The sequence below is a fragment of the Pseudomonas kilonensis genome, assembly GCF_001269885.1.
In the GTDB taxonomy this organism is placed as follows: Bacteria; Pseudomonadota; Gammaproteobacteria; order Pseudomonadales; family Pseudomonadaceae; genus Aquipseudomonas; species Aquipseudomonas kilonensis.
The window spans coordinates 321,568-334,693 of the sequence record NZ_LHVH01000024.1 but is presented as its reverse complement, the minus strand read 5'-3'; the positions used below and the strand labels follow the sequence as shown (position 1 = coordinate 334,693).

The 13,126-nt window shown below is 58.6% G+C and carries 12 protein-coding genes and 1 pseudogene; 6 read left to right on the top strand and 7 right to left on the bottom strand.

The genetic code is table 11. From position 1 onward, the window contains the following. Positions 1–128: 128 nt before the first annotated feature. Positions 129–503: a tautomerase family protein gene (locus AD662_RS17810; RefSeq protein ID WP_053189250.1), complete on the bottom strand. Its 375-nt coding sequence runs from the start codon at positions 501–503 to the stop codon at positions 129–131. A gap of 107 nt (positions 504–610) precedes the next feature. Here AD662_RS17810 and AD662_RS17805 point away from each other — a divergent pair, with 107 nt between their 5' ends. Beyond that, positions 611–1,498, top strand: a complete 888-nt coding sequence (locus AD662_RS17805; protein WP_053189248.1) for a LysR substrate-binding domain-containing protein — start codon at positions 611–613, stop codon at positions 1,496–1,498. Positions 1,499–1,600: 102 nt separating this feature from the next. Here AD662_RS17805 and AD662_RS17800 read toward each other — a convergent pair whose 3' ends face one another. Next, a complete protein-coding gene (locus AD662_RS17800; protein ID WP_053189246.1) occupies positions 1,601–2,050 on the bottom strand; it encodes a GNAT family acetyltransferase in 450 nt (149 codons plus the stop codon). Between the two features lie 20 nt (positions 2,051–2,070). Here AD662_RS17800 and AD662_RS17795 point away from each other — a divergent pair, with 20 nt between their 5' ends. Together AD662_RS17795 and AD662_RS17790 are read left to right on the top strand one after the other, a co-directional pair. Next, positions 2,071–2,466: a cupin domain-containing protein gene (locus AD662_RS17795; protein WP_235862415.1), complete on the top strand. Its 396-nt coding sequence runs from the start codon at positions 2,071–2,073 to the stop codon at positions 2,464–2,466. A 1,091-nt stretch (positions 2,467–3,557) separates the two neighbouring features. Further along, complete coding sequence (locus AD662_RS17790; protein ID WP_053189244.1) at positions 3,558–4,610, top strand: hypothetical protein; 1,053 nt, start codon at positions 3,558–3,560, stop codon at positions 4,608–4,610. A 300-nt stretch (positions 4,611–4,910) separates the two neighbouring features. Here AD662_RS17790 and AD662_RS17785 read toward each other — a convergent pair whose 3' ends face one another. Further along, entirely contained in the window at positions 4,911–6,077 is a 1,167-nt protein-coding gene (locus AD662_RS17785; protein WP_053189243.1) for an MFS transporter, read from the bottom strand. A gap of 94 nt (positions 6,078–6,171) precedes the next feature. Between AD662_RS17785 and AD662_RS17780 the strand changes: the two genes are divergently transcribed. After that, positions 6,172–7,065, top strand: a complete 894-nt coding sequence (locus AD662_RS17780; protein ID WP_018601169.1) for a LysR family transcriptional regulator — start codon at positions 6,172–6,174, stop codon at positions 7,063–7,065. 14 nt (positions 7,066–7,079) lie between these two features. Here the strand turns inward: AD662_RS17780 and AD662_RS17775 are convergent, their stop codons facing one another. After that, a complete protein-coding gene (locus tag AD662_RS17775) occupies positions 7,080–7,775 on the bottom strand; it encodes an HAD family hydrolase (RefSeq protein WP_053189242.1) in 696 nt (231 codons plus the stop codon). A gap of 85 nt (positions 7,776–7,860) precedes the next feature. Then, positions 7,861–8,622, bottom strand: a complete 762-nt coding sequence (locus AD662_RS17770) for an SDR family NAD(P)-dependent oxidoreductase (protein ID WP_074849721.1) — start codon at positions 8,620–8,622, stop codon at positions 7,861–7,863. Positions 8,623–8,659: 37 nt separating this feature from the next. On the opposite strand from AD662_RS17770, the pseudogene AD662_RS28685 reads away from it, so the two are divergent. After that, positions 8,660–9,066, top strand: a pseudogene (locus AD662_RS28685) (GNAT family N-acetyltransferase). Between the two features lie 90 nt (positions 9,067–9,156). Here the strand turns inward: AD662_RS28685 and AD662_RS17765 are convergent. Continuing rightward, positions 9,157–10,740, bottom strand: coding sequence for a GMC family oxidoreductase (locus AD662_RS17765; RefSeq protein ID WP_053189239.1), 1,584 nt, complete (start codon positions 10,738–10,740; stop codon positions 9,157–9,159). Between the two features lie 64 nt (positions 10,741–10,804). Beyond that, positions 10,805–11,578 carry an alpha/beta fold hydrolase gene (locus tag AD662_RS17760; RefSeq protein WP_053189237.1) on the bottom strand — a complete coding sequence of 258 codons (774 nt, stop codon included), beginning with the start codon at positions 11,576–11,578 and terminating at the stop codon, positions 10,805–10,807. 88 nt (positions 11,579–11,666) lie between these two features. Between AD662_RS17760 and AD662_RS17755 the strand changes: the two genes are divergently transcribed. Beyond that, complete coding sequence (locus tag AD662_RS17755; RefSeq protein WP_053189235.1) at positions 11,667–13,106, top strand: HD domain-containing phosphohydrolase; 1,440 nt, start codon at positions 11,667–11,669, stop codon at positions 13,104–13,106. Positions 13,107–13,126: the final 20 nt, after the last annotated feature.

Sequence of the window (13,126 nt, the reverse complement as noted above, 5' to 3'; positions counted from 1 at the left end):
TCGCATTAAGTATCACAGGATTCATCTGAGTGATAAAGTTTGTTGCGGTTGGAGGAGACGATGCGCAGGGTGCACCGCCACCGTACAGCCGTCCACGATGGCCGTCGTACCCAGCACAAACCTGAAGGCTAGTTGCCCCGGCCACCACCAAACGACCATTCATCGCTGGCCGTAGTGGTGATCACCACCATTACATCTTCCGCGTTGAGACCTGGCGCCCGCCCCAATTTCTCGACCAGGTCGCGGTAGAAACGCTGTTTCGTCTCGACGCTTCGAGGGCGGCCAGCGGTAATCGTGATCAGCACAAAGTCATGGCTACGCGGTCCACCCAGGTAGTCGGGATCAAATATCAACTCGCCCACTTCATGTTGGTGGATGACCTGGAAGCGATCGGTCTTCGGCACCTCGAAGCTATCAACCAAGGCATCGTGCAGCCCTTGGGACAATGCTTGTAGATACTCGGCCGACTTCCCCCGGTGCAGTGAAATACGTGAAAACGGCATAACAGTTACCCCCATGGCTAAAGCGACAGGGGGAAAACTATCAAGTCGCGATAGTTCCGAATATCAGATTTAATTGGGTAGATCATCCCAAATTAGTGGACCATTCAATGCGCCGTCCGACCTTCGATCTTGATGTATTGCGTACTTTCGTCACCGGCGTGGAGTTCAACAGCTTTGCCAAAGCGGCGGATCGTCTCGGTCGATCGACTTCTGCCGTGAGCGCTCAATTGAAGAAGCTTGAGGAGCAGATCGGTACTCCGGTGCTGGCCAAATCCGGTCGAGGGTTAGTCTTGACGCCCGTAGGTGAATCACTGCTCAGTCATGCCCGTCGGTTACTGGAACTGAACGACGGCATTTTCCAGGCCCTGCATGAAAGCCAAGCCGCGGGGACAATTCGCCTTGGGCTTCAAGAAGACTTTGGGGAACATTTACTGAGCGAGATCCTTCGACGCTTCGTCCAGACGTACCCGATGGTGATTCTCGAGGTCAGGATCGCGCGCAACGCCGAACTGCTTGCGTTGGTCGAAAGTGCTGCTCTGGACTTGGCCCTGACATGGGACACAGGGCATACGTCGCCCTATGCCACGCGGCTGGGCGAAACACAGATGCACTGGATCGGGGCCCGTGACATGCCGTCACTGACCCGCCTTGCTGACTCACCGCTGCCATTGATCATGTTCGACGCGCCTTGCGTATTGCGTAGCGCTGCCACACAGGCACTGGATGCCGCGCAAATTCCCTGGCGAATCGCCCTGACCAGCCCCAGCGTCGCGAGTATCTGGGCGGCCGTCGCCGCCGGCTTGGGCTTGACGCTGCGAACTCGCATTGGGCTGCCGAGTCATCTCGCCGTCGTTTCCGGCTTGCCGGCCGTACCAAGCCTTGGCTATGTGCTTCACAGCAGTGGAGAAGACCCGACGCCCGCCATCCAGCAACTGGCCGCGTTGATCAAAACGAGCCTGCAAGAGCACACGTTCGGTTTTGCGGTTGCGCAGTAGTTGGAGGTGTCAGATTGAGGACCTGATACACAGGTCAAAAGTAGTGATCGACGCGAAGTGGGTATAGCGGGAATGCACTCTGAACCCCTGGCGGAGACTCCCTCAGGACTGTCCGCCAGGCATCACGATATTCGATTCGATTTTCTTCCCCATGCTGATGCGTGGTTCGACCGAGTAGCCCAGCGACTCATAGAACGTTTTGACGTGCTCATTTGCGCTGACAATTTGCAGGTTGATCTTCATGCACCCTCGGGCAGTCAACGCGCCCTCTGCATGACGGACCAGGTTTGCCCCTAAGCCTTTTCTACGATGCGCAGGATGCACCGCCACCGAGTAAAGCCATCCCCGATGGCCGTCGTACCCAGCCAGAACAGTGCCAACAACTTCATCTCCAGCCAGAGCAACAAAAAAGAGGCCATCGGATACGGCCAGCTTCTTGTCGATAGCCAGGCTGGGGGTGTTATGGGCGGTTTCGTAACCGAATACGGTTTCCCATAGTTGCATGACGGAAAGCCGGTGGTGTTCGTTTGAATAATGGGCAATGGCATCCATGGCGCAGCTCCCGAATTGAAGTGGCTGACGCTATCTCCCCGTCGGGGGGGCTGTCCATTGTCTTTTTTCGGCGGAACAACGAACAGGTGGCGCCTGAGACGAAAGGGGTGACGGTGACGTTACTCTCAACGATTGATCTGGGGCCTGAGATCGAGGGTATGGCAGGGCGCCAACTCAGGATGCGCAGGGTGACCCTCGAGCCTGGAGGCGTCTTCGGGCCGATCCACAACCATGTAGACAGACCAGGCACCGTCTACATTCTGCAAGGCACGATCACCGACCATCGAAATGGCGTCGCCACGGATTACGGGCCGGGAGTGGGCTGGTCCGAGGACAGGAACACCACGCACTGGCTTGAGAATAGAGGCACGATTGCGGCGGTGGAGATCTCGGTGGATATTGTCAGGCAAGGGTAAGTTCGTTGACTTTACTTGAGTCGGAAAGGGGGCGGATCATTTGTTTTTTTGCTTTAAATGAATCTGTCCGTTTTTTTCATTGCTTGCGGATCTTTGTAACTTGACGGACTGCCGCTGACATAGGTGTAGAGCCTATCCTCAGGTTTATCGTCGCATCCGTGCGGACTCCATCAAGGCATTTGCAGCGCTCTGCCGAATAAACCTGCAAAGTTTTTCCACTGCTGCATTATTAATGCATGTATTGGAATTTAATATAATTCTATTCAGGTCATCATCTGAGGCAGTTGCATCGATATGTCGTATCGCCCAGTCTTGAAAGTCAGGGTGTGTTTTTGCCAGTGCCACAAATGTACCGAGCTGATCCCATCTTTGGGCGAAGAGGTTCGTCACGGCTTCAGAGTAGCCCTCGCCAAGCTCACCATCATCACAAGAGGCGAAGACTCTCTGATGCTTAAAAAGGGATGACCAATCTCCACGCGCATCAACTAGCAAAGACCCAGCTCGGCTACTCATATCGGGAGGGCAGTTTCCGTACGCCGAAGCCTGAGAGAATGACGCACATCCCAAGCCAAGTCCGAACAACAAGGCCAAGAAGGTCAGAGCGCGAGTACATACAAATCTGATGAGTATCATGATTGTCACCCTATCGATCACACTACTGTTGCGTCACAAACTGAGGAGCGTTGACGTTATAGCTAAAAGGCGACAGGTTTATTTTATGGAGGCGAAAGTAAATTTGTCTCTTTTTCACACGTTTCTCACGCTACTGAGGCGGCGACGGGAAGGCATTCATTCTTCTTGATCTGGTTTGCGAGCTGCGTCGAGCAGCTGGATTCCTAGAGACCATATGGTGCCTCAAAACCTGGTCAAATGCCCCATGGCCGAATCATTCTCAAAATGTGTTTTCACACAGCCTGGATCGATTGCGGACTGATCAAATAAGGGCAGACGTGTCGCGATTCGGGTCCGAGCGCAGATCTGCTTGAGCCCTTAGCTGTACTTGTACTTTTACCACGCTGGATTGCGCGCCCGAGGCCGAGTAGCCTACCGCTATTTCAAGAAACCCCTTTACCCCCAGCATTGGAAGCCTCATGGCCCTGCACGACGCAATCGCCCTTGAAATCCACGCCGGCGCGCTCCCGCTACACTTCCGTGCCGCAGACCTTAAAACAACTGAGCGCAGGGTCTACCTTAGCCCCACCGATGCCAACGAACGTTATCGCGTCGGTCTGGACTTCTTCGCCGCCAGCACTATCAGTTCGCAGCTGGCGAACCTATGCGAGCACACTGGTTACTGGGCCCGCAATGGCCAAGTGGCGCGTTACCGGCGGGTAGCCGAGGGGATGTATGAGTTACTTGGCCTGGACGAGGCGCAGGAGCTGGCGACGGAAGTCGAGTCGGCTGCCGAGATGCCGGTGCCCCTGGGTTTCCAGAGCTTGAGCCCTTGGGAAGCGCGCTTTGCCTTTTACCTTGAACATGAGCCCTTTCAAATCTACGATCGTCGCCGCCGAAACGTGTACCCAGCCCAGGCGGTTCAAGGATTGGATGCACGATTGAGTAGCTACTTCTGGCCCTCGCCGGGGGTAAGCTTTGTAGCCACCGAGCAAGTGTTGCAGGGGTTTATTGAGCAGGCACGGGTGCTCAGCCTTAACCTTGCTGATAATGCCGACGCGGTGTTGGCGTTATTCGCGTCCATCTGCCAGTGGGGCGGAGTGCGCCTGCCCACGCAGGATGCCGACGCGGTGGTCGCCAACCTGCAACGCGCTGCTAACCGCAACGCTCAGCAACCAGCGGCAATGAACAGTGCATGGACGAAGCTGTATGCCATGTTTTACCCCGATGACTTTGTGATTTACGACTCGCGTGTAGCCACCGCATTGGTGGCTATTGCCGAGGCCGTGCTCAATGATGCCGAGCTGGGTTGCTTCAAGACGCAGTATCCCAACCTAGGTCTGATCGCTGGTCGTGGCGGTAGCCGGCCACGAGCGACCCGCGCTGTATGGCGCAATGCATACCTGTCATGGGCGGCTCAACTCGATGCAAACCGTCTTGTCGCGGCCATCGTGCCGGCGCTTAATGCTCAGTCGGGCTTGGCGTACAGCGCCCGCCAATTGGAAGCGGTGTTGTTTATGGAGGGATATTGAGCGGCCTTACTCTGTTGGCTATGCCTATTTTGAAGAGTAACGCCACACCCTCGCGTGCCGATTGACCGCCGCGAGTCGAGAGCAGGCTGCAGTGATCTGCGACGTTTGATCAAGCCTGAACATCGCTATGCGGGTACAGAGAGTTCGCCATCATCAGCCCTTGACCAAACCAACGCAGTGAAAGAAGCCAAGCAACGAAGACGGGCAACTCTTGGAGCGAAGGGGACGGATTTATAAAATGGATCACCTTTTTTTGGGGTAGCGACCTCAATGGTGACTAACAGTCCCCCCATACCATCCTCACACCACCGCAGCCGCAATCGCTCTGGAACGCCAGGCAAAAGCCAACACCATCAGCAGCCCCAACCCCGCCATTGCCGCCCCGGCCAGGGAAATCGCCGGATACCCCAACCCCGCATTGATCACCGCTCCCCCGAGCGCCGCACCAATCGCGTTGCCGAGGTTGAAGGCGCCGATGTTCACCGCCGAGGCCAGGTTGGGCGCGTCCTTGGCAGCCTCCATGACGCGCATCTGCAGCGGCGGCACCAGGGCGAAGCTGGCGATACCCCATATCAGGATGGCAACGGCGGCCGGCAGCGGCCAACGCATCAGTGCGGTGAACGCCAGCAAGACAAGAATCAGCACGCTCAGCGAAATGATCAGGGTGCGGTCTATCGAGCGGTCGGCAGCTTTGCCGCCCCACATGTTGCCCAGCGTCAACCCCACACCGAACAACACCAGCATGGCCGTGATGTAGGCGGTGGACGCGTGGGTCTCGCTGCTGAGGATCGGCGCGATGTAGGTGAAGACGGTAAACATGGCACCCGAGCCGACGACGGTCAGGGCCAACGCCCCCAGCACCGGACCCCGGCCCAGTACCCGAATTTCAGCCAGCACACCGGCGCCTTGCGGCGCCGGCAGGTTGGGCAGGGCGAACCACAACGCGGCCATGGTCGCCACGCCGAGGCCGGTAATACCCCAGAAAGCGGTGCGCCAGCCGAACAGTTCACCAAACCAGGCGGCCAGCGGCACGCCGCCTATGGTCGCCAGGGTCAGGCCCATGAACATGGCCGCGACCGCCCCGGCACGCTTCTCTGGGGCGACCACGCTGGCGGCGACGATCGAGCCAACGCCAAAGAACGCACCGTGGTTCAGTGAGGTCACCACCCTGGCGACCATGAGGCTGTAGTAATCGGTCGCCAAGGCTGACATCAGATTACCCAGGGTGAAAATCGCCATGAGCCCGATCAGCAGATAGCGCCGGGGAATCCTGCCGGTGGTCAGGGTCATCAGCGGCGCGCCAAGCAGCACGCCCAGGGCGTAAGCACTGACCAACAGACCCGCAGCGGGAATGGAAACGCCGAGATCCGCAGCGATGCCCGGCAACATGCCCATGGGGGCGAATTCGGTAACGCCGATGCCAAAGGCACCAATGGCGAGTGCGACAAGTGGTGGATTGATACGCATGGAAGGCTCCTTATCTATGCCGCCAATGCTACGATCCAAACTTTCCAGGCGGTAGATAGCCTTTTTGGCAATCACCTTTGCGTAAGAGGCACAAATGGACTTCAACGGCAGGTCAGGTGAAATGAGCGTGTTCGCCACCGTGGCGCAAGAAGGCAGCCTTTCAGCCGCCGCGCGTGCATTGGGGCTGACACCCTCGGCGGTCAGTCGGATCATCGCGCGTACCGAACAACGCCTTGGCACCCGCCTGTTGCTGCGCACCACCCGAGCGATCACCTTCACCGCCGAGGGCGAGGCGTTCCTGCGCGGTGCCCGGCGTATCCTGGCCGACATGGCCGAGGTCGAAGAAGCCATCGCCGACCAGGGCGTACCCAGGGGCCGCTTGCGGGTCAGCGCGGCCCTTGGCCATGGGCGGCTGGCCATCGTTCCCTTGGTGGCAGCCTTCAGCGCCCGTTACCCGAACATCGTCGTCGACCTCACCCTCGGCGACGAAGTGGTCGACATCCTCGGCGGCCAGGCCGACGTGGCGGTACGCTTTGGCCATCTGCCCGACAGCCCGCTGACCGCGCGCAGGATCGGCGACACCGGCCAGGTAGTGGTGGCATCGCCCAACTATCTGCAGCGCCACGGCACCCCCCAGGAACCGGAAGACCTGCTCCGGCACAACTGCCTACGCTTCAACTTCCGACGTGCCGAACCCAACTGGCCGTTCATCCGCGACGGACGAGAGTTTTCCCTGAAGGTCAGCGGCAACATCGAATGCAGCAGCGGTGAAGCACTGGCACAATTTGCGCGAGTCGGGGCCGGCATTGCGCGTATCGGCGAGTTCACCGTGAGCGAGGACCTAAAGCGCGGCGATCTGGTACGGCTGCTGGAAGAGTGGAACCCTGGTGATCGGGAGCCCATTCATGCGGTGTTCGTAGGTGGCTCGGCAATGCCGGCGCGGGTGCGGTTGTTTGTGGATTTTTTGCTGGAGCATCACCGGATGTAAGCGGTGGACCGCTGCTAGGTTGCAAGCATGTCCAGGAGTCCTTCCAATGTTTTAATGGAACGCTCCGCTGGCGTTATGCTCGCTGGCCACGGATGGAATCCACTCAACCAGACGGCAAGCATTCCGGCGGCTGTAGCACCCAGGTAATCGTTCTGTGGGTGATCACCCACAAACCAGCAATGTTCAGGACGAACGCCCAACGCCTGTGCTCCCAGATGGAATATCTCGGACCTCGGTTTCGCAATGCCACACGCCTCAGAGCAAATCATCGTTTCAATGGTTTCGCCGAAAGGCAGTGCCGCCAAAGTCTGCCGTCGCGAATGCTCGGCGCCGTTGGAGATGACGCCCATGGCAATACCCTTGCGATGAAGCGCTTGAACCATCGCGCTAGCGCCTGGCATTTCAACCGCAGCGCTCGGGAAGTGATCCATCCAGTGTGTAATTAATCGCTTGGGATCGACTGGCCCAGTCCACTTCAGCTCCTGGGCTAACGTGTACCCAACCGCCTCACGGATGGAAGAATATTCCGATTCCGGTCGCAGATATCCACCGTTGTCGATGCGCCCGATCAGATGAGAGATCTGACGGGTGTCTGCCTCAGCGATTTCAATCTTGAACTCATGCAGAAACCGCTCAGCGTAGCGGTCAATGCTGAGCGCGCGATGGGTGAGCGTGTTGTCCAGATCGAACAGAATAGCTTTCGGTGCCAAGTTCCCTCCCAGCGATCACGATGCATTAGCTAACTTGATTACAGAGTGACTCGTCTTCTCACCTGCTACACCGGAGCACGCTAGCCTAGGTCAGATTCAACCCGCCGTCTGAGAGGAGTATCTCGCCGGTCAAGTAGTCCGACTCGACCAGCATGACAACAGCTTTTGCGATGTCGTCTGGGCTCGCGGCCCTGCGCATAGGTGCGCGAGTTCGCCACAACTCTTGGGCACCTGTCCATTCTGCGGTCAGAGGCGTGTCGACCAAGCCAGGCGCCACAGCGTTTACGCGAATTTCTGGCCCCAGCGATACCGCGAGCAAGCGGGTCATGTGATTAAGCGCAGCTTTGCTTACTGCATAGGGAATCGATGCGCCCTTAGGACGGATACCGGCATGGGAACTGATGTTTACGACGCAACCTGCTCGACGGTAACGGGCGGCATCGCGCAATGCCGACTCGGCCAATGCGACCAGGTGGAACGGCGCCACGACATTAACCTCGTTAAGCTCGTGCCACACCGTCGAGTTGGCCGAGGCAAGGTCGCTGTGCGGAATGACTCTGCTAATACCTGCGTTATTGACCAATACGTCGAGCTGCCCCCACGCGGCGATCGCCTCGTTAATAAGCCTGACCCTGTCAGCTTCTAAAGCAAGATCAGCTTGCACGTAAATAGCCTGCTTCATTTCGGCAACCATAGCGCGTCCTGTATCTGCAGAATTTCGCGAATGGAGCACCACGGCATAGCCTGCCCGGCTTAGTACACGTGCAATGGCTGCGCCGATACCGGAAGTGGATCCTGTCACCAACGCGACGCGTAATACGTTATCGATTGTCGGATTGGGTTTCATATGGATATCTCGAATGGGTTGCCTGTAGAAATCCAGAATTTCGGAAAATGCGACTGAAGCAGAACGACTAGGAATTTTGACCCCGTTGCTGGCCCATAACCTGGCCAACGGTGGAGACGACGCCCGTGAAACATTTGCTCTGTTGCTACGAGACCCCGACAGTAACGAAGTCATTGGTGGACTGTATGGCAAGGTCTCTTATCGATGGCTGCTCATCGATCTTATCAGCGTTCCCGAGTCGATGCGTGGTCAGGGTATCGGAGAACGACTAATGCGTATGGCTGAAGAAGTTGCGCAGAAAAACATTGCATTGGTATCTGGCTGGAGACCTTCAGCTTTCAGGCCCCCGAGTTTTATCGAAAACTGGGTTACTCCGAATTCGGACGCCTGGCAGACTATCCACCGGGGCATACCCGGCTCTACTTCCAGAAGTCGTTGTGCTGACCGCGTTTTGGATCTTGGGCCGATAACTGTGCTTCGTAGCGGCAGCAATCGGCCAATTTCTGCCAGCGGGCATGGGTTGTATCAGTATTCTTATGAATTACCGGTCAGCGCTGTGGCCGCAGCCGTCACACCATGCGCAGCGAGGACAAGATCTGCTGCTCGTTCGGCGATGACGACGCACGGCGCCATCGTGTTGCCAACGGTAATTCGCGGTATGATCGAGGCATCAGCGATGCGCAGTTTATCGATGCCATACACACGCAGTTGATGGTCGACCACCGACATCGTATCTCGGCCCATTTTCGCGGTGCAGGATTGGTGCCAGTAAGTCACGGCAGAGTTGCGGATGAACTGCTCCATAGCGCGATGTTCTTTCGGCCCTGGCACGACTTCGCGTTTGACCAGCCCGTTGAAGGCTTCGCTGTTACCGAGCGCCCTGCACAGGTCGATCGACGCATAAGCCGCTGTCATATCCTCGGGCGCGCTCAACGAGTTCGGCTCAATGAGTGGGGCATCCAGTGGCCCGGCACCCGACAGGCGTAAGCGTCCTCGACTGGCAGGCCTGGCCAGCCCAGCGAACATTGTCCAGCCATGTTGTGGCGGCTCAATCGCGACCTCAGGCGGAGAGGGTACCGCAAATGCCAGCTGACACTGCAATAGGTCCGGGACCTCCAGGCGACTGTCGCTTTTCCAGTACAAGGTGGTTTCGCACCCGCCGCTACCGACTGCCTGGGGTTGCAGGTACTCCCACGTACAGCCAAAGGCGAGATGGTCCTGAAGATTCTGGCCCACGCCGGGAAGGTGATTGGTCGGTGCGATGCCGTGGTTTCGCAGTTCCTCTTCCGGGCCGATTCCCGATTGCATGAGCACCTTGGGCGTCTGCACCGCGCCCATGGACAGGATGACCTCGGCTGCGGCATAGAAGCACTGCCGTTCGCCTGCGATCACCGCTTCGACACCGATAACCCGTGTACCGATAAGCAATACGCGGGTCACCAATGCCCCTGTCAGAACCGTCAAGTTCGGATAGTGCAACCGTGGCCGGATGTAGGAGTCGTAAACGGATTCGCGCTTGCCCTGGTTAATGCGCAGGTCGGTAATAGCGATCCCGCCCGGGCCTTCCATCATCTCGCCATTGGGACTGTCGAATCTGGGGATACCCAGACGGCTGGCTGCCTCCAGCGTTGCCCACGCGAGGGGTTGAGGCATGGCCGGCTGTTCGACATGCACGGGGCCACCTGAACCACGCCGAGTGGTATCAGGGCTGCCTTGCCAGTTCTCGATCCTGCGGTAGTAATTGAGTACCGAATCGTAGCCCCAGGCCGGGTCGCCGGACTCTGCCGCGAAATGGTCCCAATCGGAGCGGTGCCCGCGCGACCAGACCATCACATTGATGCTGGAGCCACCGCCGAGTCCCTTACCCATGCTCAGGGATAGCCGTCGACCATTGAGGTGTGGATTGGGTTGCCCCTCGAATGCCCAGTCGCGCTTTGAACCGAGGTTCATCGGCCATTGCGCCGGTTCGGCAACCTCGGGGCCCGAGTACCCCTCGCCAGCTTCAATCAGCAAGACGCGTGCGCTTTTCTGATCGGCAAGACGGGCTGCGACCACGCAGCCCGCCGTACCTGCACCGCACACAATGAAATCATAGTGTTGATCACGCAGATGATTCATGCGGAGGCTCCGTATCGATGCAGCGATTGAGTTTGCGGTTACCAGTGGCGTCATTTCCCTGCGATCATTGTTCGCCAACGCTGTGCACTGCCTTAAGAATCACTGCGGCGACCTCGGCCGGCTGTGACTGCTGGGGAACATGGCTGGTGTGCACCTCTGCAAGGGTGGCACCGATACGCTTGGCGGCAGAGCGCTGGACGTCGGGGTGGATCATCCGGTCTTCTGTAGCAAGCAGATACCAGGACGGTTTGGCCTTCCAGGACGACACGGTCGTTTTATCTTCGAAGGCAGATGCCTTGATGGGACCTTGCGTGGCGGTCATGACGGCGGTCTGCGCTGCCGGGAGATCCTGGGCGAAGTCCTTGGCCATGCCTTCCGGCGTCAAATAGAGGAAACCGTTGCCGTCTGCCTTGATCTGACTGATGCCAGGGGGCGTGGGCGCACCTTTACCTTGTTCGCCGCTGGTTTGCCCGGCCTCTGGCGCGAAGGCGGCGACATACACCAGCGCGCTGACCTTCGGGTCGCTACCGGCCTCGGTAATCACAGTGCCGCCCCAAGAGTGCCCGACTAGAATCACCTTGCCCTGCTGGTTGCTCAACGCGCGGCGCGTAGCGGCAACATCGTCGGCAAGCGAGGTGAGCGGGTTTTGCACAACCGTAACGGCCACCCCTTGGGCTTGGAGCAGTGGCACCACTTTGGCCCAATCGGAGCCGTCGGCGAACGCGCCGTGTACGATCACCACGGAGGGCGTTGTATCCTGCGCGTGACTGGCGCTTGCGATGAAGGTACCGGCTAGGGCAAAGGCGACGGTAGCGATTTTCGAATTGAATGTTTTCATTGGATGAGCTCCTGTTCGGGAGCTCAAATTCTGCTGACTAGCCTGCGTTGTGGGCATCGGTCAATTATCCGACCCCGGAATATTTTTCATGGATAGTGTGTTGCAACTGGATATCTCCCTGGGCGGGGCACTGGCGACGATCGCCCAGGTCGGTGACCTCAGCATGGGACAACCACTCGGTCATTCCCGGCGTGTTGCCGCACTGGCGCGGATGCTGGCGCAGGCCCAGCATGGCGACGGTGAGCACCTGAGGGTAGCGGAACAGGTTGCCTTGCTGCGCTGGTCCGGTTGCACCGCCAATGCCGAAGGCTTTGCTGATCTGCTGGGCGACGACGTCGATGGTCGCCGCGCGATGCTCGATTTGACGCTGGGCAATGAGCAAATGAACGCGGTGCATCAGGCAACCCCGCTTGCCGTCGTGCACTGTGAGGTGTCTGGAGCAATCGCCAAAACCCTCCAGCTCGGTGCCGCCGTCGAGGCGGGCTTGTGTCGCGTGTTCGAAACCTACGACGGCACTGGCCGGCCGCTGGGCCTGACCCATGAGCACATTCCGGAGGTCGCCTATCAAGTAGTACTTGCAGGTGATCTGGATATTCTCAGTCGTGCACACGGCCTGGACGCGGCGCTACGCTGGATCAGAGAGCAGTCGGATCGGCGCTATCCCGCGTCGCTAGTATCGTTGCTTCTGGGGAACGCAAAGGACTGGCTGGCGGATTTGGAAACGCTGTCGAAAACGGTTGACCACGCGCATGAGCAGCGTTGCGTCTCACTGACGTTGGTGGGAGACATAATCGACTTGAAGCTCCCGTGGTTGGCAGGGCATTCGCGGCAGGTAGCGCATGTCGCCGTGGAAGCTGCGCGCCTGTGGGGGCTGCGTGAGCCCACTTTGACAGAAATTGGTAAGTCCGCGCTCATCTACGGTCTCGGCCGGGCAGCCGTTTCGAACCACCTTTGGAATACCGCAGGGACGCTGCCATACGGCGCTGCAGAGCGGGTGCGCCTTGTCCCTTACTGGACGCAACAGGCGCTTAGACCTATCACTGAACTGGCCGTGCCCGCAGAGATTGCAGCCCATGCCTATGAACGGCTCAACGGCAGTGGCTATTTTCGAGGCGTGGCGGGTGATGCGCTGTGTGCCGAGCATCGCCTGTTCGCCACATCGGTAGCCTGGGTCGCGCTAAGGGAAGCCAGACCATGGCGATCGGCCCACGGCGAAACGGATGCAGCCAGGCTACTCAAACAGGATGCTGGCAGTGGCTTGTTCGACAACGATGTTTGCGAAGCAGTCATTGCCGCCGCAGGTGGCGAGCGTCGGATGCGTCAACCGAAGGCTTCGGTACTCACGACTCGCGAGTGCCGCATCCTGCTGGAGATCAGCCGTGGCGCCAGCAACAAGCAGGTGGCGCGGCTGCTGGACATCAGTCCGAGCACGGTTCGCACGCACATGGAAAGCATCTTTCGCAAACTGGAATGCTCGACCCGGGCAGCCGCTACCTTGAAGGGACTGACATTGGGATTGATTGCCTGAGCCAGGTCCGGGTCAAGCCT

What these genes read in the sequence shown, in the direction of transcription:
- AD662_RS17810 (WP_053189250.1), bottom strand. Translation starts at nt 503, where the DNA reads ATGCCGTTTTCACGTATTTCACTGCACCGGGGGAAGTCGGCCGAGTAT.
- AD662_RS17805 (WP_053189248.1), top strand. Translation starts at nt 611, where the DNA reads ATGCGCCGTCCGACCTTCGATCTTGATGTATTGCGTACTTTCGTCACC.
- AD662_RS17800 (WP_053189246.1), bottom strand. Translation starts at nt 2,050, where the DNA reads ATGGATGCCATTGCCCATTATTCAAACGAACACCACCGGCTTTCCGTC.
- AD662_RS17790 (WP_053189244.1), top strand. Translation starts at nt 3,558, where the DNA reads ATGGCCCTGCACGACGCAATCGCCCTTGAAATCCACGCCGGCGCGCTC.
- AD662_RS17785 (WP_053189243.1), bottom strand. Translation starts at nt 6,077, where the DNA reads ATGCGTATCAATCCACCACTTGTCGCACTCGCCATTGGTGCCTTTGGC.
- AD662_RS17780 (WP_018601169.1), top strand. Translation starts at nt 6,172, where the DNA reads ATGGACTTCAACGGCAGGTCAGGTGAAATGAGCGTGTTCGCCACCGTG.
- AD662_RS17770 (WP_074849721.1), bottom strand. Translation starts at nt 8,622, where the DNA reads ATGAAACCCAATCCGACAATCGATAACGTATTACGCGTCGCGTTGGTG.
- AD662_RS17765 (WP_053189239.1), bottom strand. Translation starts at nt 10,740, where the DNA reads ATGAATCATCTGCGTGATCAACACTATGATTTCATTGTGTGCGGTGCA.
- AD662_RS17760 (WP_053189237.1), bottom strand. Translation starts at nt 11,578, where the DNA reads ATGAAAACATTCAATTCGAAAATCGCTACCGTCGCCTTTGCCCTAGCC.
- AD662_RS17755 (WP_053189235.1), top strand. Translation starts at nt 11,667, where the DNA reads ATGGATAGTGTGTTGCAACTGGATATCTCCCTGGGCGGGGCACTGGCG.